We start from the raw sequence: 18,739 nt of genomic DNA, 5'->3' as shown, positions 1-18,739 counted from the left end.
TTATCATTTTTTCTATTGCCGCTTCTTCAAGCTTACACAACAATTATTTTCTTAATTCCTTTAGTACCGCCTCTGTAAATTCCTGTGTTCCGGCATTTCCGCCCAAGTCTTTGGTTAAAACGCCTGCAGTCATTACACGGTCGCAGGCTGATTCGATTTTCTGTGCCGTTTCATCCATTCCAAATGATTGTCGCAGCATCATGGCTGCTGACAAAATCATCGACATTGGATTCGCAATATTTTGTCCTGCGATATCCGGGGCAGAACCATGGATTGGTTCATATAAGGATGGCCCCTCTTCACTATGACTGGCGCTTGGCATCATTCCTAATGAACCTGGGATAACCGAGGCCTCATCGCTTAGAATGTCGCCAAACAGATTTTCCGTTACAAGGACATCAAACTCCTTTGGTCGCGTAATCATGACCATCGCAGCCGAATCAACCAGCTGATGCTCCAAAGTGCAGTCCGGAAACTCTTGTGCTACTTCTTCCGCCGTTTGTCGCCAAAGTTTACTAGTAGAAAGTACATTGGCCTTATCTACAGAGGTCACCTTTTTATTTCTTGTTCGAGCGATTTCAAATGCTTTACGAATGATTCGTTGAATTTCCGCTTTCGTATAGGTACACAGATCAGAAGCTTTATCTTCAGCCAATTCTTTTTCTCCAAAATAAATTCCTCCTGTCAGCTCACGTACAACGATGAAGTCGACTCCTCTTACATTTTCCTCCTTCAATGGAGATAAATGAATGACTGCATCCGGCACGCTGATTGGTCGGATATTGGCAAACAGTCCTAATGCCTTTCTCAGACCCAGCAGCCCTTGTTCCGGTCGTTTTGGTGCAGCATCCCACTTGGGACCGCCAATTGCTCCTAAAAGAATGGCATCCGCCTCTTTACAAGCAGTCAATGTTTTTTCGGGAAGCGGATCACCCTCGCTGTCTATTCCTGCTCCACCGAATGGGAATTCCTGTATATCAAAATCTAAATTTTCCTGTACCATCATTTCTGATAAGATGCGTAATGCGCTATCCATGATTTCCTTGCCGATACCATCACCGGGCAATGCAATAATTCGTTTTGTCATTTTACCTGCTCCATTTCTTTTTTGAATCGTTCACTCGCTTGTACATAAGCCTTAGCAGATGCTTGAAGAACATCGAAATCGAGTCCGGTTCCATTGAACTGCTTCTTGGTTTCTGTATCTTGAACGGTGACATAGACCTCTGCCTGAGCGTCCTCTCCGCCTGTAATTGCTTTGATTGTGTATTGCTTCAGCTCCGGTTTCTGCTCCATGATTTTATCGATTGAGTTATAAATGGCCTGAATGCTTCCGGAGCCAATGGCTGATTCCGTTTTGGTTTCTGTTTCATCCGTCTTCATTGATACGATTGCCCCTTGACTGCCATCCGAAACGTATTGCAGCTGCACACGTTCCAAGCGGCAAATTTCTTCGGTTTCCTGCACTTGACCAATCATCAATGCAATCAGGTCTTCATCTGTCACCTGTTTCTTCTTATCAGCCAGCGCCTTAAATCGTTTAAAGGCCGTTTTGATTTCTGTTTCATCCAGCTGATAGCCCAGCTCCTCCATTTTCGTTGAAAATGCATGACGGCCGGATAGCTTGCCCAGCGGCAGTGAGTTTGTGTTTACGCCTACCAGAGAGGGTGTGATAATCTCGTACGTATCCGGATTTTTCAGCACGCCATCTTGATGAATACCCGATTCATGAGCATAAGCATTGGCGCCGATAATAGCCTTATTCCTTGGTACTGCAACGCCTGACAGATGGCTAACCAAATCACTGGTTCGCTTGGTTTCGTTCAATACGATGTTGCTGTCAGCCTGATAGAAATCTTTACGGATATGAAGCGCCAACGCCACTTCTTCTAAAGCGGTATTTCCGGCACGTTCACCGATACCATTAACTGTTCCCTCTACTCTACGAGCACCATTTTCGATAGCAGCCAGTGCGTTGGCCGTCGCCATTCCCAAATCATCATGACAATGAGAAGAGAAAATGACTTCTTCTTCACTATGAATATTTTCAAGCAAAAATTTGAACAGTTGACCATATTCGGTCGGATTCGAGTAGCCGACTGTATCGGGAACATTGATGATTGTCGCTCCCGCATCGATGGCTGTTTGAACAGCTTTTAGCAGAAATTCTTTTTCTGTACGGGTCGCATCCTCCGGTGAAAACTGTACCTTTTCAAATTTAGCTCTAGCATAGGTCACATGTTCTTTAATAGAAGCAATGACCTCGTCAGGTGTCATTTTCAGCTTGTACTCCATATGAACGGGGCTGGTAGCTAAGAATACATGAATTTGCGGATGTACAGCCTCTTTCAGTGCTTCGTGGGCACGATCAATATCTTTTTTCTGACAACGAGCCAGACCTGCTACTGTCATACGCTTTGCTGCTTGTGCAATTGCCTGCACTGCTTCAAAATCTCCCTCTGAAGCGATAGGAAAACCTGCTTCGATAGTGTCGATGCCCCATTTTTCCAGCTGCATCGCAATCTGTACCTTTTCCTTTGTATTAAAATTGACGCCGGGTGTTTGCTCCCCATCCCTTAGTGTTGTGTCAAAAAATTGAATTGTTGCCATGGTTGTTCGCCCTCTTCCTTCATTATTATTTGATTATTTAGAATTTTCTGAATAAAAAGCATATATCTAAGATAGTTTGCAATCTCCTTCCACTCTCGGTATCTCTTCAGTATGCTATCTGTATATTCGCTAAGATTTTCTCTATCGAGGTAACCTTAAGAATCATCCAACAAAAAAAGCATCCCACGTCAGGGATGCTTGTACGTTCATCCCATTCATGCAAATGCTAAACAGGACTCTTCCGTTCTGATTAAAAACTGCAATCAGATAGCCGAGTCCTTCTCTAATAATAAAAATGTTTGTTTGTATGCTGTTTTTCTCATTACAATCAACATCCTTTATTTCCTGAATTTTCTGTCAATTACTTCTTATAGGGTACTTTACAGAAATTCAATTCGAATGTCAATAGTTTTTATGAGATTTTTTTAATCTTTCTACTTACAGGTTTCAACTATACACAAATAAATGGAGCAAATGTCGGTTGACTGATTTGCTCCATAATTACTTCATTTAAAATAGACTATGCCTCTTCCAATAATATAGAAACCTGACGAAGGACACCGTTTTCGTTATTTGAAGCGATGACTTCCTTCGCTGCTTCTTTAACTTTTGGATGACCATTTGCCATGGCATAACTGAAACCAGCATGCTTCAGCATTTCTAAATCATTGCCGCTGTCACCGAACGCAGCAACTTCTTCATCCTTGATTCCCCATAGCTCTTGCAGCTTCATTAAGCCATTCGCTTTATGCACACCAGGAATAATTAAATCAATATCGCCGTGTCCACTGGATACTGGTGTAATCTTATCTCCTAGCTCTTTATGAAGACTTTCGAGAATTTCTTCGACTTGCTCAACAGGAACACTCAAGGCAAACTTGAAAAGCGTATCTTGATCGACTTGATATAAATCATCTACTTTCTTTAGTCGATGGTAATAGATACTGCCGTGGTCGATGAATTCCTGCGGCTCATTTTTATTTACATACGCACTATCTCTTCCGCACAGGATTGTATGCACACTCTCGTAGTTTGACAAAATATCCAGAATTTCGTGGACTGTTTCCAGCTCGATTTTCCCACAAGCCACTTCTTTATCCTCATGAACAATGTACGCACCATTTTCAGCAACAAAGGAAAGCTCCTTTTCAATTTCAGGGAAAAATGATTTTAACTGATAGTATTGATTCCCACTTGCTACTACAAATTTTACTCCTTGCTCCTGCATTTTTTGATAAAGCTCTTGAAACATTGCACGATCGTAATCGTTTTGACTATTTAAAAAAGTACCATCCATATCTACTGCTATCATTTTTACTCGACTCATCTTACTTCCTCCTCATTTCTCTCGTTTTTAATTTGTTCACACGCTTCACTAGCTAAGCTGCTTCTAGTTGTTGGCTCTCTGTACAGTCGAACCGCCAACAAAAATAATATTACTCCGTAGACGACAGAGGTCGATAACGCAAACGGTAAGCCTTGACTGTTCATCGCTGCCGAATACATCACCCCTGCAATAACAGAAGAAAATCCCTGCGTAAAAATAATGAAGGATGTCCCTTCCGCTATAAGCTCTTTTTGCGTATAGCGCTGTACAAAAGCTATTGGTAATACCTGTGACATGCCAAACCCTGAACCAATGACTGCGGTTGATAAAATAATGACTAGGTAAGTTGGCGCCAGCATCGTTAGTGTATAAAGCAAGCTGCCTACTACTCCAATCATCGCCATAAAGACAATCAGCCGTTTCGGAAATCCGTGTCTGGCAATGTATCGCCCAGTCATATTTGAAAAGAACATGACCAGGATATTACAGGGGACTAAAATCAACGAACTAATTGTCGCCCCTGACTGCAAAATCGTTTGAGCGAACAAAGGGATATAGTTCCCACTTGTTGAAATGCACGTATACAGAAAGGTAAGCAGCACCATGATAACAAACGATTTTTGTGAAAAGAGCTGTTTTAGCCCTCTTCTTTTATCGAATGCGTCAGATTGCTTGCTTCTATTAGCAATTGTAGTTTGGACGGTTTGTTTTGGAAAGAAGGCGCCTATCAGGAGCAAACTGACCAAAAACAGCGGTAAAATGCTGAGTAATGACACTCGCCAATTGAATTGCTGAATCAGCACGCCACAAATAACAGGTCCTGTTAGTAAAATCAATGAGCCCACCGTTTGCAGCCAGCCCACACGTATAGGGTATTCCTCTTCACTAAATCGTTCACTGACCATTGTAAATACATTTGCCTGAGATAGGCCCCAGAAAAAGCTGGCAAGTCCGCGACTCCATAGAAAAGATAATCCCGAGTTTGATAAGGCTGCTACTGCCACCATGGCGCCAAAAATAATCGTACTAAGCAAAAACAGCCGTTTTCTGCCATAACGCTCACCGATTCGCCCCGATAAAAGTAAGGAGATACTTCTTGCCAAAGCCTCGACAATAATCAGGCTGCCAAATAGCTCCACTGCATGAAACTCAGTAAATGCAGCCGCGCCATAGATGGCCATACTGCCCAGCAAATAATTTGCACTGACAGTGATAACAATAAACCCTGTAAATATCAGATAATTTCTGGTTCGTTCTGTCATACACCCACTCCTTTGCTTGGTGAGCTTTTTTAACTAGCCTTCGTCAGCTGCGCTCGTTCCTTGCTCTGCATGATAAGCCTTTTCCAGCTGTGTCCAGTATTGCTTGTCCGTTTCGTTGATTTCACGCAACACCCTGCAAGGATTTCCTACAGCAACGACATTATTCGGAATATCCTTGGTAACTACTGAACCTGAGCCAATGACGACATTACTGCCAATCGTCACACCAGGATTGATAACCGTATTCGCGCCAACCCAGACATTATCACCAATTGTCACAGCTGTTCCAAATTCTAATCCACGTACACGGACGTCTGCCGCAATTGGATGACCGGCAGTATATACACCGACGCGAGGAGCAAACATGACATTTTTACCAATCTTCACTTCACCAACATCAAGAATGATACAATCAAAGTTGGCATAGAAATTTTCTCCTACGCTGATATGGCACCCATAATCACAATGAAACGGCGGCTCTATGTAAAGCTCTTCTCCCGTTTCCTCAAACAGCTCCTTCAGCAGCTCTTTGCGATAATCGATTTGCTCCTCTGTTGTTTGATTAAACAAGTAGGTCAGCTGTCGTGAGCGGCGAAAATCAGCTCGTAATTCTTCATCATTAGCCAGATATAAATCTCCTGCCAGCATCCGTTCTTTTTCAGTTCGCATTCATCATTCTCCATTCATCAAAATTTTTCTATACGTATCTGTCGTCGGTGCCGTCATGCTGCTGCCTATACAGCAGATATGTCGATTCCTGCCACAGTGTCTATCGCTTTAATTTTTAACTAATTGAAGTGCTCCAGCTCCATATTCAGCTGCTTGATACCTAATGAAAATAGGCCAAAGACATAATCATGATCAAACTCCTTTGACAAATTGATGTCCGGTACATCCACAAAAGGAAACTCTGTTTTGATTCGACCTTCAATCAGCACCTTCAATCGTTGCTCATCACTCCAATAGTTCCTATAAATCACAAAACAGTCTGGATCATACAGGCTCATGTAGGTTTGAATATTATTTAGAAGGTTCGCAATGGTAGCTGCCTCCGTAAAGCTGAAGGCCGACCAATCTGGATCTGACGGCAAATGTGCAATTTCTCCGGCAACACCGTTCCGTCCTTTAACAATTCGATCATTGAAAACAACTCCTGCACCTGGCGGGAATGTTTCCGGATAATACAGGCCGACAACCGCATTACTATAGTCCTGTTCCACTGCCTGACTATACCCATAAGCGACGGCATTTACATCATTTTCAAGAATTACTTCAAAACCAAACGCCTCTTCAAAATAGCTTTTCAAGCGTTCGCCCTTTAAGAGAGAAAAATCCATCACCTGTACCACACCATTGTGCTCAACCCCGGGTAATCCGATTACCAGACAACCTATAGCTGGATACTTCTCCAAAAATCGTTCAATTTGCTGCTTTGCAATCGTTTTATCGAACGTATCGCCTTCAATCTCTTCTTGAAGCAAGATATTTCCGTTCAGGTCATGTACAGAAAATAGGAAAGCAAAGGTCTTATTTTTTTCCAGCAAACACAGCGTTAGTATTAGTCGATGCATAGCATTAAACTCAAAAACACTGGCCCTTCTACCACCTGTAGAAACCGAGGATTTCGTTTCGAGGACTTCTTCACTGCTTAACAGCTCCCTCATCAAGTTATTGACTGTCATGATGCTTAAACCGCTTTGTTCAGCCAGAGCTGGCTTAGTGATTTGCTTTTTCTGGTAGATGATGCGACGTAAACGATTGATATTGCTGTTTTTCAGCTGATTGGGCGTTCCTGGCTGCATCCACTATCTCCTCCTTTTCTTGTATTTCACACTTTATAAAAAAACTTTATAAACTTCTTTTATAATCTTACTTTAAAAAATTTCGCAAGTCAACTTCTTTTTCAATCCGCTGCAATCTCAGCTCCATTTCTCCCCCTGACAGCAAATGATTGCTGCTTTTTTCAATTAGTTAACAAGTTCCTCTTAGAGCGTGTTGTCAGCTCTTTCTTTTTATGAAATAATCAAAGAGAGACTATAATGAACGGAGTGTGAAAAATGACAACAATCAAAGCCATGCGCGGTTTTCTAAAAAATCTTTCTGAGAATAATTCATTAGAATGGATGCATCAGCACGAAAAAGAAAAAAAGGCAGCACTTACTGATTTCTATTCCTTTGTTCAAACACTGCAAAATGAGCTTATTATCTTTGACTCAGAAATCCCATTAATCGAGCCGAATAAATTAAGCTTTCGCCTGAATCGAGATACACGATTCAGTCATGATAAATCACCTTATAACCCAACCTTCCGAGCGCACATCGGACCAAATGGAAAACCCTTTATTCCGGCCGGTTATTTTATTCAGTTGGCACCTGAAGGGCATGATTCTTTCTTGGGCGGCGGTGTATTCGGCACACAATTTCCACAGGCAACAGCTATGGTTAGAGACTATCTGCTTGAGCATCCAAAAGAATTCTTGGCGTTGCTGGAGGCTCCAGATTTTAAAAAATATTTTCAACTCCGTGGCGAATGTCTGAAACGGTTCCCCAAAGGTTATGAAGAAACAGGCACTGCGATTGATGAATTTCTTAAATATAAAAGCTGGTATCTTCAATACGATCTAAACGAGGAGCAGCTGCAGGATGAAAAAGCTTTGATTTCGACCTGTTTGGAGATTTTCAAAGCAATGAAGCCTTTTAATGATTATCTGAATCGAGCACTCGTTGATTTTCAATTTCCGGAACGCCGCTAGTCTATTATCGAAGGCTTCACACAGTAACAGCTGTCCTCGAACAAGGCTATTACTTCTCAAGGACGCTGAATTTTACTATAATAAAAGAAAAACGGAGGTGGCTGCCATGCCTGCATCAACTGAAAAAATAGATATCTTATTATCCTATCTCTCTGAGACTCATACGAAATCATTGGCTTTATATGATTTAATCAGTATCCAACCTCGAACAGATGAAACGGATATTCGAATCCTGTTGAACATCAATGAAGTATTCACCTATTACCACAGTGTACGTATCTTTTATTACAGCAATACTGAGTTGGATCATGCAGATGTCGAACCATTTTTCATTGCTTTCGAAAATTTTTATTTTGAGCTAAAACAGGTCTTTTTCCACGAGGACTCTGATATTGCCTTGCTTTACAGCAAGCTGGACAAGATGAAAACTTCATTTGAGGAGTTGACGAATTGGTTCAATGTTTTATAATGAAAGGTGATTATAAATAAAGAGGTGCGGAAATGAATCAAACTGAAGTACTGGAGCGCATAAAAGAAGAATTGCAAATTCCATTTTTTAACGGCAACATAGAAGAGAAAGAATACACTGAGGAAGAATACCAGAAAATCAAATCCGATTTGATTCAGTATTTCGATGATTATGTACGAAATGTAGAAAATTAGAACTATTCTCTCCAAGTCTAGAAAGACCTAGTCTTGGAGATTTTTTTAGGCTTTGGCAGCCTTGGTCTGACAAGTATCTGATATTCCGACGCTATTTGCTATCAATTTGAATCGATTCACTTTGAAAGGATAGCTACTGATTGAGAAAAATAACTATAAAGAAATAGACGGAGGCAGTTCATCACTGTCTTCCAAACGCTGAATAAACCAGAAAGGTGATGAAAAATGATTATTAGTTTTGATGTAGGGGGAATATTTGTTAAATACGGCCTGTTTGATATGGACGGAACAATCGTTCAGCAAGGAAAGCAGCCGACAGAAATAGAAACAGAAGAAGCCTTTTTTGCACTGATTGAGGGAGTTATCTCAAGCTATGAAAAGGAATATTCAATTAAAGGAATTGGTTTCAGCTTTCCCGGCGTCATAGATAGCGAGAACGGCATTCCAATCGTATCAGGAGCAATTAAACCGTTACGAGGTCGGCCTTTTGTACAGCTTCTTAAGGAACGTACAGGAGACAACTATCCGATTTTTATCGAAAACGACGGCAATTGTGCCGCACTGGCAGAGCTCCACTCCGGTAACGGACAAAACTTAAAAGACTTCGTAGTTTTAACTTTGGGAACAGGAATCGGCGGCGGAATCATTCACAATCACTCGTTAATGAAAGGCGGACGTTATAGCGCCGGAGAGTTTGGAATGATGTTAATTCCGGATAGGCAAGGAAAAAAAGTGATTTTAGCTAAATATGCCTCGACGCAAGGACTATTGAATTTATACCGTCAACGTCTGGGAATCACCTCTGATACACCGGTGACAGGGGAAGAAATCTTCAAGGGAAATACTTTCGTGAAGAAGGATGTTTTAAATCTTTGGGGAGAGTATGTTGCTATGGTTATCTATAATATTATTGTCTCTATCAATCCGGAAAAAGTCCTGATTGGCGGCGGCGTTAGCCAAAATCCTCTACTATTGTCTTTAATTGAGAAGCCGCTAAAGAAATTTCCCGAATGGGCATTATTTGAGACACCCATCATTCGATGCTATCACCAAAACGATGCCGGACTGATTGGGGCCTTTTATCTGGTAAAAAAGAATCTATAGAATTTTAGAAATAAATATCAGAAAATATATATATGTTATTGATATAAAAATAAAAAAAACCATCGGCTTAGGATAGCCGATGGAAAAGGAGTATTACTCAATAAGAGTAAAATGAAAAATAAAAAGGTTGTTGTTGGTATGTTTAAATAATACAATACTTCTCAAATTTTGTCTAGTGAAAAGGCAATAATATTTAATTAAAAAATTTTCGTTATTTATACTCTATTTTTTCATTAAAGTATTACTCATTTTTGTGATACAAAATGAAATATCATCTGTCGCCTTATCCTGTTTTTCTTCTGAAGAATCAAACAGCTTTGTATCAATACCGTTATCCGCATCCAACGACAACGTCATTTCTTTACAGCCCGCAATATACTCAAGGTAAGAGCGTTCCAGCTTTTTATGAATACCAATCACTTTTACCGGCGGACGAAGCTGCTCAATCTTCTTCATGATCAACTCATATTTCTTCGTGCCACCCTCAAAAACTTCTTTGATTTCAGCTATTTTTTCTTTTGACAGCTCATCTACTTTATTCCCATCAATCGCTTCACGCAATTCCTCGTAATAGCTGTTCATTGATTCTCCAATTTTTTCAGTATCCTGTACGATATCATTCACGGTTTGAATGTAGTAACCTAAATTTTGCTTCACTTTTTTTCCTACTTTCTTTCAATTATCCCTTTTATTTTACCGTTTTCCACCGTGCCTGACAAGTCTGTGAAAAAAATGATTTTTATCCTTGTTATTTTACTACATGAAATCATAGAATTTCTGACAAAGAACTGAGCCAAAAAACACGCTTCCTCTTGTTGGATAAGCTTTTTATTCAGCTAAAATAGCACCTATTTCCATACCGACTACTAGCAACTATCAGCGGATAGTTCTCTTTAATTATCATATTCCAACCGCGTTCCTAATCGACTTAATACTTCATTTGTAATCGTCTTACTATTTACAGCCAATTGTTCACTACCTTCTGCCACTTCAATTTCCGCTCCGATGGCTATTTCCGGCACTTCAGATAAATCGACAAGCAACATGTCCATACATATACGACCAACTTGAGGCAAATCAAAATCTTTATATCTTAGTGCGTAGCCGGTATTCGATAATTCTCTGGACACGCCATCCGCATACCCAATCGCCACCGTTCCAATTTTCATTTCTCTCTTAGCACTGAAAGCTGTTCCATATCCAATGTATTCACCTGAAGAAATCATTTTAACGGATACCAGCACTGCATGAATGGATAAAACAGGGCTTAACTGCAGCTGCTTCTTAAGCGTGCTATCAGGCTGACTAAGTGCACCATATAAGAAAATGCCCACCCTCGCATAATCATAAGAAAGCTTTGGATAGTGAACCACACCATAGCTACTTTGCAGGTGTGTCACACCATAGTTTATTCTCCTCTCAGCCAATTCTGTCAACAGTTGATCAAATATATTGATTTGCTTTTCCGTTCGTTTCTTTGCCTCGGATTCCAGCGTATCTGCTGAGCCAAGATGAGAGTAGATTCCCTCACAGGATAAATAGTTCATTCCATAAACGGATTGAACAACTTGGATTGTCGGGCTAAAACCTAAGCGATGCATCCCAGTATCGATTTTCAAATGACAGCGAATCAACACTTTCTTTCTATTTAGCAGAGTCGCATACTCCTGTGAAAAAACAGACTGAATTAAATCATATTGTTTTAACTGAAATACTAACTCAGGAGAAGTATAGCCTAAAATCAATAGTTCCCCTTGCAGACCATTTTTACGCAGCTCAATGGCTTCATCTAATGTAGCCACCGCAAAAAAGTCAACGCCCTCTTTCTCCAAAATGCGACTGACAGCAACTGCGCCATGGCCGTAAGCATTCGCTTTTACCACAGCCATCAGCTTTGTTTGCTTGGGCAACAGCTGCTGCATTGTTTGATAGTTTTTTTGTAAAGCAGATTGATTCAGTTGCTTTCTCGCACGATGGATATTCTTTCTTTTTGCCTTTTTTACTCTTACCTTTAACAGATTTAGAGCTACCCATGTCCCTCCTATTGTAAGGAGTACAGTGAGGAAAAAATGCACCAAGCTGTTTTGTAAAAGACCAATAGATTTTGAAAAATAATACAGAAAAGCAATGCTTAACGGATGGAGCAGATAGAGTCCAACCGAATACGATTGTGCCTGCTTCACTTCTTTTTCCGGCTGCCAATTTAATGCCCAGATAAAAAGATAATACGAAGCGAGGGGTAAAACAATGAACATGCTATCGTGACGAAGCACTGTATACTGATGCAGCAGAAATCCTTCAATGCCAAGAAGTAGCAGACTAATCCAAAGCTTTGTTGTTACTAAAAAAGGGGATTGCTTCTGTTGTTGATACACCAAGGCTCCCAGACATAAGAAAAGAGGTGAAAGGAGTAAACCATTTCTCGTATAATCAAACAGATGAAAGAATGCACGATAGAGGGTTTTTAATGCCGGCACTTGTTCCGAAAAGGAATAGTAGCTGTCTCCACCCAGAGCAAGCAAATACAATATACTCGTTATCACCAGTGCAATTGGTAAAGAAACCCTCTGCAGCAGAAATTTGACGATTAGCAAACCAAGAATGACTGCCGGAAAATACCAAAGATGATACATCGGTCCATCAAAGACAAACACCTTGATTATCTTGACGAACGGCATCGAAAAGGACAAGGCACCAGTATAGAAAGATAGTGGCAAGTAGAGTAAACAGCTAAGTAAGTACAGCTTTAGCGTCTCAATGATTGCTCGGTTAATTTTCCAGCTCTTCGGATAGTTCTTCTTCTCGGCGAATGGACCGACAACATAATAGCCAGTAACCATGAAAAAAAATGGCACAGCTACACGAAAAAGAGTCAAGGTGATAATCTGATCCAGCACCCCATGAATCGAGGCAAAAGGAAACGTATGGATAGCAATCACCATTACTGCTGCAATCATACGAAATTGATCAATTCCTTTGGAACGCTGAGGGGCACTTTTCTGCTTAAGATGTGCAGTCATTTACTTCTCCCCCGCTTCCCCAAAACATATAATATTCCTCCAATGTCCATCCCTCTTGAGTAATAATTTCACTGTGAGGACGGCCAACATAACGAAAATGCCACGGTTCATAGGCAATTCCCGTTACAGCCTCCTTGCCTTCGGGATAGCGCAAGATGAATCCATAAGAGGACATATGAGACAGAAATCGCCGGCTAATTTCCTTTCCCTCAAAGCTTGGACAAATTTCATCATGAACACTGTCAGCAAACCCTAAATCAACTGCCAGACCGAGCTGATGCTCGCTACAGCCGGGCTTCGCTACATATTTTTCTGTATACACCTTCCCATGCAGACGCAAGGAGTGTTCATAAAGCCTTTTCTGCTCTCCATAGCTGCGGTAGCCGCTCGTCACAATGATTTGCTTCTGACCGCCAATCCGAGAAATTAATTTCTGCAGCTGTTCCGCCGCTTCGACTCTTAGCTGCTGCTCACCATTCGAAAATGGGGCAGCTACTAAATCAAATGGATTTTCTGAAGCGGACAAGAGGTGTGTGCCATTAATCAAACGAGGGAGTTGTTCAACCGTTCTCATCGAAAGTTTCATCCTGCTGCCTCCTCTGCCAATTCAATCAGCCTATCAAGAATTCCCTGATAGCTCCAGCCTGAATCCTTCAGCATATTCGGATAGCGGGAGTGAGCAGTGAACCCCGGCAGTGTGTTGATTTCATTAAGTAGCAGCTCACCGTTACGAGTAATAAAAAAATCTATTCGAGCCAATCCTCGACAGCCTAACAGGCGATAGAGCTGTTCCGCCTGATAAGAAACCTCTCGCTTCATATCGGCTGATATGCGCGCCGGCAGATGAATTTTTGAAGATATCATCTGATATTTTTCTGTGTAATCAAAGAAGCCGGCTGCTAACTCGATTTCATCAATCGCACCAATAACCAACTCCTCATTTCCTAAAATTCCACAGCCAACCTCAAAACCGTCCACTTCCTTTTCCAGTATAAAATGCGTATCGAATGCACTGATTGCTTCAATGGCCTGAGATAGCTGGTTCATATCCGTTACACGAGTAATTCCTTTAGATGAACCCCCTCGTAAGGGCTTAAGGAATACAGGCAGCTGTTCCTTTTTTATAAATCGTTTTATTGCCTCAATATCTGTATTTTGCGTTGTACAGCGAATTGAGGGAGTCGTCTTAATACCTAGACTATTGGCAAATCGATGGGTCAGCTCCTTATTCATACAAATGGCAGAAGCCGCGGTTTTACACCCTACATAGGGCAGCTCCATCCATTCAAAAAGACCCTGAATGCAGCCGTCCTCAACAAGCTCACCATGCAACACCGGAAAAAGAACATCTACTCTCAATGCCTCTCCGGTTTCTTGAAGAAGAAACCCTCGTTCTTTCCCACCTACAATTGGAGACACACGCTGACAATACTCGGCTTTTTGCCAACGATTTGCCGCAATCTCTTCATTGTTACCGGTAAAATAATACCAGTCTCCCTTTTGGGTAATACCTATTTTGATGATGGTATATTTTTTAGTGTCCAGTGCTTCTAAAACAGCTGCTGCAGACTTTAAAGATACTTCATATTCCGATGATTTTCCGCCAAACAATAATGCAATTTTCTTCATAAAAAATCCTCTCCTTTATAGGTTCATTAAACCAATAAAAGAAAGGAATGATTTTAATTTCTACTTAGGTTCATCTTAAGCTTTCTTAAGACTTCGGCAGTTCAAGCTCAAAGGTCGTCAAACCGTCCTCACTGACAGCATGGATCGTACCGCCATGAGCAATCATAATCTCTTTTGCAATGGCCAGACCTAAGCCTGCACCACCTGTTTTTGTTGAACGTGCGTGATCCAATCGATAAAATTTATCGAAAATCATCTCCAACTGCCGTTGCGGAATAGTTATCCCCTCATTACTGACGGACAAGTGAATTGTTTTATCTGATTCCGACAGCTTTACTTGAATAACGGAATCAGCATTACCATAGGACAAGGCATTTTTAAAGAGATTATTCAGTACCCGCGCTAACTGTTCACTATCCGCTTCGATGTTTAGTGTATCGGGACCTTCATAGGTCAACTGTTGATTTTTTTCGCTTAACAATGGATAGAATTCCTCAGTCATCTGCTGTGTTAATAAGACCATATCCATGGCTGTTTTATCCAAATGAATATCCTGCAAACTAAAGCGGGTAATATCAAAGAACTCATTAATTAACTCTTCCAGTCTTCCAGCTTTATCTAATGTAATCTGTAAGAATTTTGCTCGTTGCTCCGTTGTCAGCTCCGGTGAGTCAATCAACAAATTCAGATAGCCGATTACTGAAGCTAACGGTGTTTTCAAATCATGGGCAAGGTACGTAATCAAATCCTTCGTTCGTTGCGTTTCCCGTTTGAGCAGCTCTTCATTTTTCATATTTCCTGTCTTAATCTTCAATAACTCGTTATCTAAAGATAAGTCACCGGTTGTTGTTAGTTCTTCGGTTGTTAAAAACTTAGGTATTTTTGTCGAAAGCTCCTGTATACTGGCATTTATCCGACCTCGTGCAATCAAGTAGCTGGCAAACGCAGCCGCAAATATCGCTGCTACAACAAGAACGATCAGCAACAGCTTTAAGGCACTCAAACTGACGGTCGTCTCATAGTAAATCTCTCCATTTACTTCAAAGCTTTGATTATATACAAGAAATTCATAGATAAACTGACGAAATATTTCACTGAAGCCGCTTTGAATAAATAAAAAAAACAGAAGCAGGATTATGCCGCAAACTAGAGTAATCCTCAATAATAATTTTCGATTCTCCATTTTAGTCAATTTTATATCCTACCCCCCATACCGTTTTTATATACTTCGGTTTCTCTACAGAATCATTCATTTTTTCTCTAAGATGACGGATATGCACCATAATTGTATTGTTCGAATTCGTATAGTACTTTTCACCCCAAATGGTTTTGAACATTTCCTCTGAGCTAACCGCCTGACCTCTATGCTCACAAAGAAGCTTCAATATTGAAAACTCCAGCGGCGTCAAATAGAGCTCTTCATCGTCTAAAAGTACCTTCCGTTTTTCCAAGTCCATCAGCAAGCCACGAACCGTCAGGATATTTTCAGTACCGCCATTATAAGTTGTCACACGTCGTAATTGGGCTTTCACCCGCGCAATAAGCTCTAACGGCTTGAACGGTTTTGTCATATAATCATCGGCACCAATGGTTAAGCCGGTAATTTTATCAATTTCTTCTCCTTTAGCAGTCAGCATGATAATCGGATACGTTTGTGTTTCCCGAATTCTCCGACAAATATCAAAGCCATCCATATCAGGGAGCATCACATCAAGAATTGCCAAATTAATTGTTTGCTGAGCCAACTGTTCCATGGCTTCTGCACCCGTTAGGCAAGAAATCACATGGTAGTTTTCATTTTTCAAATAGTAGCTGATTAAATCAGAAATTTCTTTTTCATCCTCAACCAATAAAATCGTCGTCATCTTTTTCAAGCCCCTTTCCTCTCTAAGTTTAGCAAACTATACCCACCAACTAAAGATAGAAATACTTAAGATTTCTTCAGATTCATTCTTACTCATGTAACCCGCGACACAACTAAAATAGGATATAGCAATCAATCACTGCTCTCTTTTACAAATGAGCTGAATAATTCTCTCCGAAAAAAAGCGACTGAAAGAAATTCCAGTCGCTTTTCATCGTATATTTTGGATAAACACCATAATCTGCTTACGAACGAATTCAGTATTTACTCAATAGTTACTGCAATCATTCGATTATAGCGCTTCGCTTCATCGCTAGTCGATAAAAGAGTACCCTTTTATCGCTAAATTTCGTCGCTTGACTTAATAATTTTTGAAACCATACCATAGTTTTTCGCTTCTTCAACAGACATCCAGAAATTACGGTCTGTATCCTTAGCAACCTGCTCATAGGTTTGTCCAGTCGCTTCAGCAATCATGCGGTTTACACGTTCTCTCATACGTACAATCTCTTTTGCCTCAATTTGAATCTCTGTTCCTTGCCCCTGAACACCGCCAGCAGGCTGATGAATCATAAAGCGTGTATTTGGCAATGCGTATCTATTTTTAGCTTCTGCCGCCAGATAGATTGTCACACCGGCACTTGCCACCCAGCCAGTACCAATTACAATAACTTCCGGCTTAACAAACTGAATCATATCATGGATTGTATCACCTGACTCGACATGTCCACCTGGACTATTGACAAAGATTTTGATTGGTTCATCGCCCATTGCCGCCAATAGCAAAAGTTGAGAAGAAACTTCACGTGCTAAATCCTGTGTTACTTCACCATAAATAAGGATTGTTCGCTCTTCCAGCATTTTTTTCATAATCATACTTTGATCATTTTTCGGTGTATTTTCTTGTTCTTCTTCTAAACGGTACATTTTTGTTTACCTCCTGAAATTTCAATAAGGAATAACAGCTCATTCCTTTGCTCACTCTTCTATTCTACCAAAAAGTCAGGATTGTTCAAACAAAGAAGTGCGCAGTTCACTCCCTAAAAGATAAAATATACGAATCCATGCTTTTTCTTTCTTATTTATTAACATTTTTACTGCTTATAGCAGTGAAAAAACCGACAGAATGCCGGCTTTCTCACTAAACTTATTTTTCTATATCCGAAAACTCATCGAACTCTTCCTTCAATTCTGTTTCACTATGAAGCGCAAAACCAAAGCCATCTTGTTGATCACTGAAGGTAAAACTGCTCATTAAAGACTCGTCCTTATTAGTCGGAGCTCCTGCGTCTTCCTGTGTTCCGACTGTAGACGAAGGCTCTTCCGAAAGACTCTCATCTTGTGCATGATCGCTCTCTTCCACGTTAGTGTCTGATTCTGCTTCCGCCACCACTTGTGGTGTTTCGGATACAGCTTCCCCTTCTGTCGCAAGCGCTTTTGGCGACTGCGGAGGTTTTGGCGCGTTGCCGCCACTTCCGCTTGTCGTTTGATAGAACGGATCATTCTTACGTCTCTTCAAGATAAAGAGATACCCACCGAAAACAAGTAGACTGATACCGGAGATGCCACTACCTAAAAGCAGTCCTTGAGGCAAGAATACAAACTCTATTTCATGAGTTCCTTCCTCTAGCTGAACCGAAAGAAACGCATCTCTAAATGGCGTAATCTCCGCTTTCTTTCCATCCACATAAACCTTCCAGCCCTTGTCATAAGGAATCGTCGTAAACAGAATCGGGTCGTCTTTGGTGACCGTCATAGTGGCCTTCGCCTTCCGTCCACTCACTTCAAAGTCCACGCCTTTGTCCAGAATCGCTTCTGCGGATTCGGTAAACTCCGTCAAGTCCAACAACGCGATATCCGGGGTTAGGAACTGGGCCCGAACGGTATCCGACAGTTCAATCGTGTACTCGACCTCGGTCTCTTCTTCATAGTAGCCCAAATTGTAGTATTGGCCGGTCATGTTAATGCGGGTCTGCTGTTTTACGCCATTGACCGTTAAGATGACCTCGGCCCCCTTCAAGTCATCATAGTTCAACGGATACAGGCTGAAGTACGCCTGCTTGTTCTTCGGAATCGTGGCTTTCCACGTCAGCCGCATCGGCTCCTTTTCCTTCTTATCCGTTTTGACATAGGTCACCATCTGATCCGCGTCTTCGATGGTCACGTGCTCCGTGTCCACCAGCTCCGGATCAATAAAAGTATAGTAGTTCTTCTTCTGATTGGCTAGTAGATTGAACAGGGAGGTCTGATTCTTGCCTGCCCCATCCACATACAAATCACGGTCCGTCATCACCCCAAGAGGCATCGCATATTGATTTTCATACAGGGCATAGTCCCCGGACTCGTCGATTTTCTTAAAGCCGTATTTATTGATTTCTTCCTGCGAGAGATTGTACTTAATCCCTGAAATCATATCCATCAAGATGGTGTTGTTGCGGTAATCATTCTGAAGATTCGTTCCCCAGGAACGATACCCCAGCTCATGCAGGTAAGACAGGGAATTACGG

General features: G+C 41.2%; 18 protein-coding genes. 4 read left to right on the top strand and 14 right to left on the bottom strand.

Going from position 1 to position 18,739, the window contains the following annotated elements:
- Positions 1-43: 43 nt before the first annotated feature.
- The 6 genes from leuB to IW510_RS10510 form a co-directional block, all read right to left on the bottom strand.
- Positions 44-1,087: a 3-isopropylmalate dehydrogenase gene (gene leuB, locus IW510_RS10535; RefSeq protein WP_202059375.1), complete on the bottom strand. Its 1,044-nt coding sequence runs from the start codon at positions 1,085-1,087 to the stop codon at positions 44-46.
- Complete coding sequence (locus IW510_RS10530) at positions 1,084-2,610, bottom strand: 2-isopropylmalate synthase (RefSeq protein ID WP_202059373.1); 1,527 nt, start codon at positions 2,608-2,610, stop codon at positions 1,084-1,086. Before IW510_RS10530 ends, leuB begins: the two co-directional genes overlap by 4 nt.
- 520 nt (positions 2,611-3,130) lie before the next feature.
- Positions 3,131-3,937, bottom strand: coding sequence for a Cof-type HAD-IIB family hydrolase (locus IW510_RS10525; RefSeq protein ID WP_202059371.1), 807 nt, complete (start codon positions 3,935-3,937; stop codon positions 3,131-3,133).
- A complete protein-coding gene (locus IW510_RS10520; RefSeq protein ID WP_202059369.1) occupies positions 3,934-5,199 on the bottom strand; it encodes an MFS transporter in 1,266 nt (421 codons plus the stop codon). Before IW510_RS10520 ends, IW510_RS10525 begins: the two co-directional genes overlap by 4 nt.
- Positions 5,200-5,232: 33 nt before the next feature.
- The gene (locus IW510_RS10515) at positions 5,233-5,868 is read right to left on the bottom strand and encodes a sugar O-acetyltransferase (protein ID WP_202059367.1); all 636 of its coding nucleotides are present in this window, start codon (positions 5,866-5,868) and stop codon (positions 5,233-5,235) included.
- 119 nt (positions 5,869-5,987) lie between these two features.
- Entirely contained in the window at positions 5,988-7,001 is a 1,014-nt protein-coding gene (locus IW510_RS10510) for an ROK family protein (protein WP_202059365.1), read from the bottom strand.
- Positions 7,002-7,256: 255 nt separating this feature from the next.
- On the opposite strand from IW510_RS10510, the gene IW510_RS10505 reads away from it, so the two are divergent.
- The 4 genes from IW510_RS10505 to IW510_RS10490 all read left to right on the top strand — a co-directional run bounded on the left by IW510_RS10505 (position 7,257) and on the right by IW510_RS10490 (position 9,719).
- Positions 7,257-7,952, top strand: a complete 696-nt coding sequence (locus tag IW510_RS10505) for a DUF2461 domain-containing protein (protein ID WP_236674704.1) — start codon at positions 7,257-7,259, stop codon at positions 7,950-7,952.
- A gap of 106 nt (positions 7,953-8,058) precedes the next feature.
- Positions 8,059-8,421, top strand: a complete 363-nt coding sequence (locus IW510_RS10500; protein ID WP_202059363.1) for a hypothetical protein — start codon at positions 8,059-8,061, stop codon at positions 8,419-8,421.
- A gap of 32 nt (positions 8,422-8,453) precedes the next feature.
- Entirely contained in the window at positions 8,454-8,615 is a 162-nt protein-coding gene (locus IW510_RS10495) for a hypothetical protein (RefSeq protein WP_202059361.1), read from the top strand.
- A gap of 225 nt (positions 8,616-8,840) precedes the next feature.
- Entirely contained in the window at positions 8,841-9,719 is an 879-nt protein-coding gene (locus tag IW510_RS10490) for an ROK family protein (RefSeq protein WP_202059359.1), read from the top strand.
- Positions 9,720-9,941: 222 nt separating this feature from the next.
- Here IW510_RS10490 and IW510_RS10485 read toward each other — a convergent pair whose 3' ends face one another.
- The 8 genes from IW510_RS10485 to IW510_RS10450 form a co-directional block, all read right to left on the bottom strand.
- Positions 9,942-10,376 (bottom strand): hypothetical protein, encoded by a 435-nt coding sequence (locus tag IW510_RS10485; RefSeq protein WP_202059357.1) that lies wholly within the window; start codon positions 10,374-10,376, stop codon positions 9,942-9,944.
- Positions 10,377-10,612: 236 nt separating this feature from the next.
- Complete coding sequence (vanT, locus tag IW510_RS10480) at positions 10,613-12,739, bottom strand: membrane-bound serine racemase VanT (protein ID WP_202059355.1); 2,127 nt, start codon at positions 12,737-12,739, stop codon at positions 10,613-10,615.
- The gene (locus IW510_RS10475; protein ID WP_202059641.1) at positions 12,723-13,313 is read right to left on the bottom strand and encodes a D-alanyl-D-alanine carboxypeptidase family protein; all 591 of its coding nucleotides are present in this window, start codon (positions 13,311-13,313) and stop codon (positions 12,723-12,725) included. Before IW510_RS10475 ends, vanT begins: the two co-directional genes overlap by 17 nt.
- An 8-nt stretch (positions 13,314-13,321) precedes the next feature.
- On the bottom strand, positions 13,322-14,368 hold the full coding sequence (locus IW510_RS10470) for a D-alanine--D-alanine ligase family protein (RefSeq protein ID WP_202059353.1): 1,047 nt from the start codon (positions 14,366-14,368) through the stop codon (positions 13,322-13,324).
- Between the two features lie 85 nt (positions 14,369-14,453).
- On the bottom strand, positions 14,454-15,551 hold the full coding sequence (locus IW510_RS10465) for a sensor histidine kinase (RefSeq protein ID WP_202059639.1): 1,098 nt from the start codon (positions 15,549-15,551) through the stop codon (positions 14,454-14,456).
- Between the two features lies 1 nt (position 15,552).
- Entirely contained in the window at positions 15,553-16,233 is a 681-nt protein-coding gene (gene vanR, locus IW510_RS10460) for a VanR-ABDEGLN family response regulator transcription factor (protein ID WP_202059637.1), read from the bottom strand.
- 341 nt (positions 16,234-16,574) lie between these two features.
- On the bottom strand, positions 16,575-17,159 hold the full coding sequence (locus IW510_RS10455) for an ATP-dependent Clp protease proteolytic subunit (RefSeq protein ID WP_202059351.1): 585 nt from the start codon (positions 17,157-17,159) through the stop codon (positions 16,575-16,577).
- 220 nt (positions 17,160-17,379) lie between these two features.
- On the bottom strand, positions 17,380-18,739 hold a 1,360-nt coding region (locus tag IW510_RS10450; protein ID WP_202059349.1), incomplete at its 5' end, for a YfhO family protein.

This window comes from Enterococcus sp. BWR-S5 (assembly GCF_016745255.1).
Classification (GTDB): domain Bacteria; phylum Bacillota; class Bacilli; order Lactobacillales; family Enterococcaceae; genus Enterococcus_L.
This window is presented reverse-complemented; position numbering and strand designations above follow the sequence as displayed.

Bases quoted from the DNA above. Each gene is read 5' to 3' on its own strand.
- leuB (WP_202059375.1), bottom strand. From the start codon at position 1,087: ATGACAAAACGAATTATTGCATTGCCCGGTGATGGTATCGGCAAGGAA.
- IW510_RS10505 (WP_236674704.1), top strand. From the start codon at position 7,257: ATGACAACAATCAAAGCCATGCGCGGTTTTCTAAAAAATCTTTCTGAG.
- IW510_RS10530 (WP_202059373.1), bottom strand. From the start codon at position 2,610: ATGGCAACAATTCAATTTTTTGACACAACACTAAGGGATGGGGAGCAA.
- IW510_RS10510 (WP_202059365.1), bottom strand. From the start codon at position 7,001: ATGCAGCCAGGAACGCCCAATCAGCTGAAAAACAGCAATATCAATCGT.
- vanR (WP_202059637.1), bottom strand. From the start codon at position 16,233: ATGACGACGATTTTATTGGTTGAGGATGAAAAAGAAATTTCTGATTTA.
- IW510_RS10455 (WP_202059351.1), bottom strand. From the start codon at position 17,159: ATGTACCGTTTAGAAGAAGAACAAGAAAATACACCGAAAAATGATCAA.
- IW510_RS10470 (WP_202059353.1), bottom strand. From the start codon at position 14,368: ATGAAGAAAATTGCATTATTGTTTGGCGGAAAATCATCGGAATATGAA.
- IW510_RS10475 (WP_202059641.1), bottom strand. From the start codon at position 13,313: ATGAGAACGGTTGAACAACTCCCTCGTTTGATTAATGGCACACACCTC.
- IW510_RS10525 (WP_202059371.1), bottom strand. From the start codon at position 3,937: ATGAGTCGAGTAAAAATGATAGCAGTAGATATGGATGGTACTTTTTTA.
- vanT (WP_202059355.1), bottom strand. From the start codon at position 12,739: ATGACTGCACATCTTAAGCAGAAAAGTGCCCCTCAGCGTTCCAAAGGA.
- IW510_RS10515 (WP_202059367.1), bottom strand. From the start codon at position 5,868: ATGCGAACTGAAAAAGAACGGATGCTGGCAGGAGATTTATATCTGGCT.
- IW510_RS10500 (WP_202059363.1), top strand. From the start codon at position 8,059: ATGCCTGCATCAACTGAAAAAATAGATATCTTATTATCCTATCTCTCT.
- IW510_RS10490 (WP_202059359.1), top strand. From the start codon at position 8,841: ATGATTATTAGTTTTGATGTAGGGGGAATATTTGTTAAATACGGCCTG.
- IW510_RS10495 (WP_202059361.1), top strand. From the start codon at position 8,454: ATGAATCAAACTGAAGTACTGGAGCGCATAAAAGAAGAATTGCAAATT.
- IW510_RS10520 (WP_202059369.1), bottom strand. From the start codon at position 5,199: ATGACAGAACGAACCAGAAATTATCTGATATTTACAGGGTTTATTGTT.
- IW510_RS10465 (WP_202059639.1), bottom strand. From the start codon at position 15,551: ATGGAGAATCGAAAATTATTATTGAGGATTACTCTAGTTTGCGGCATA.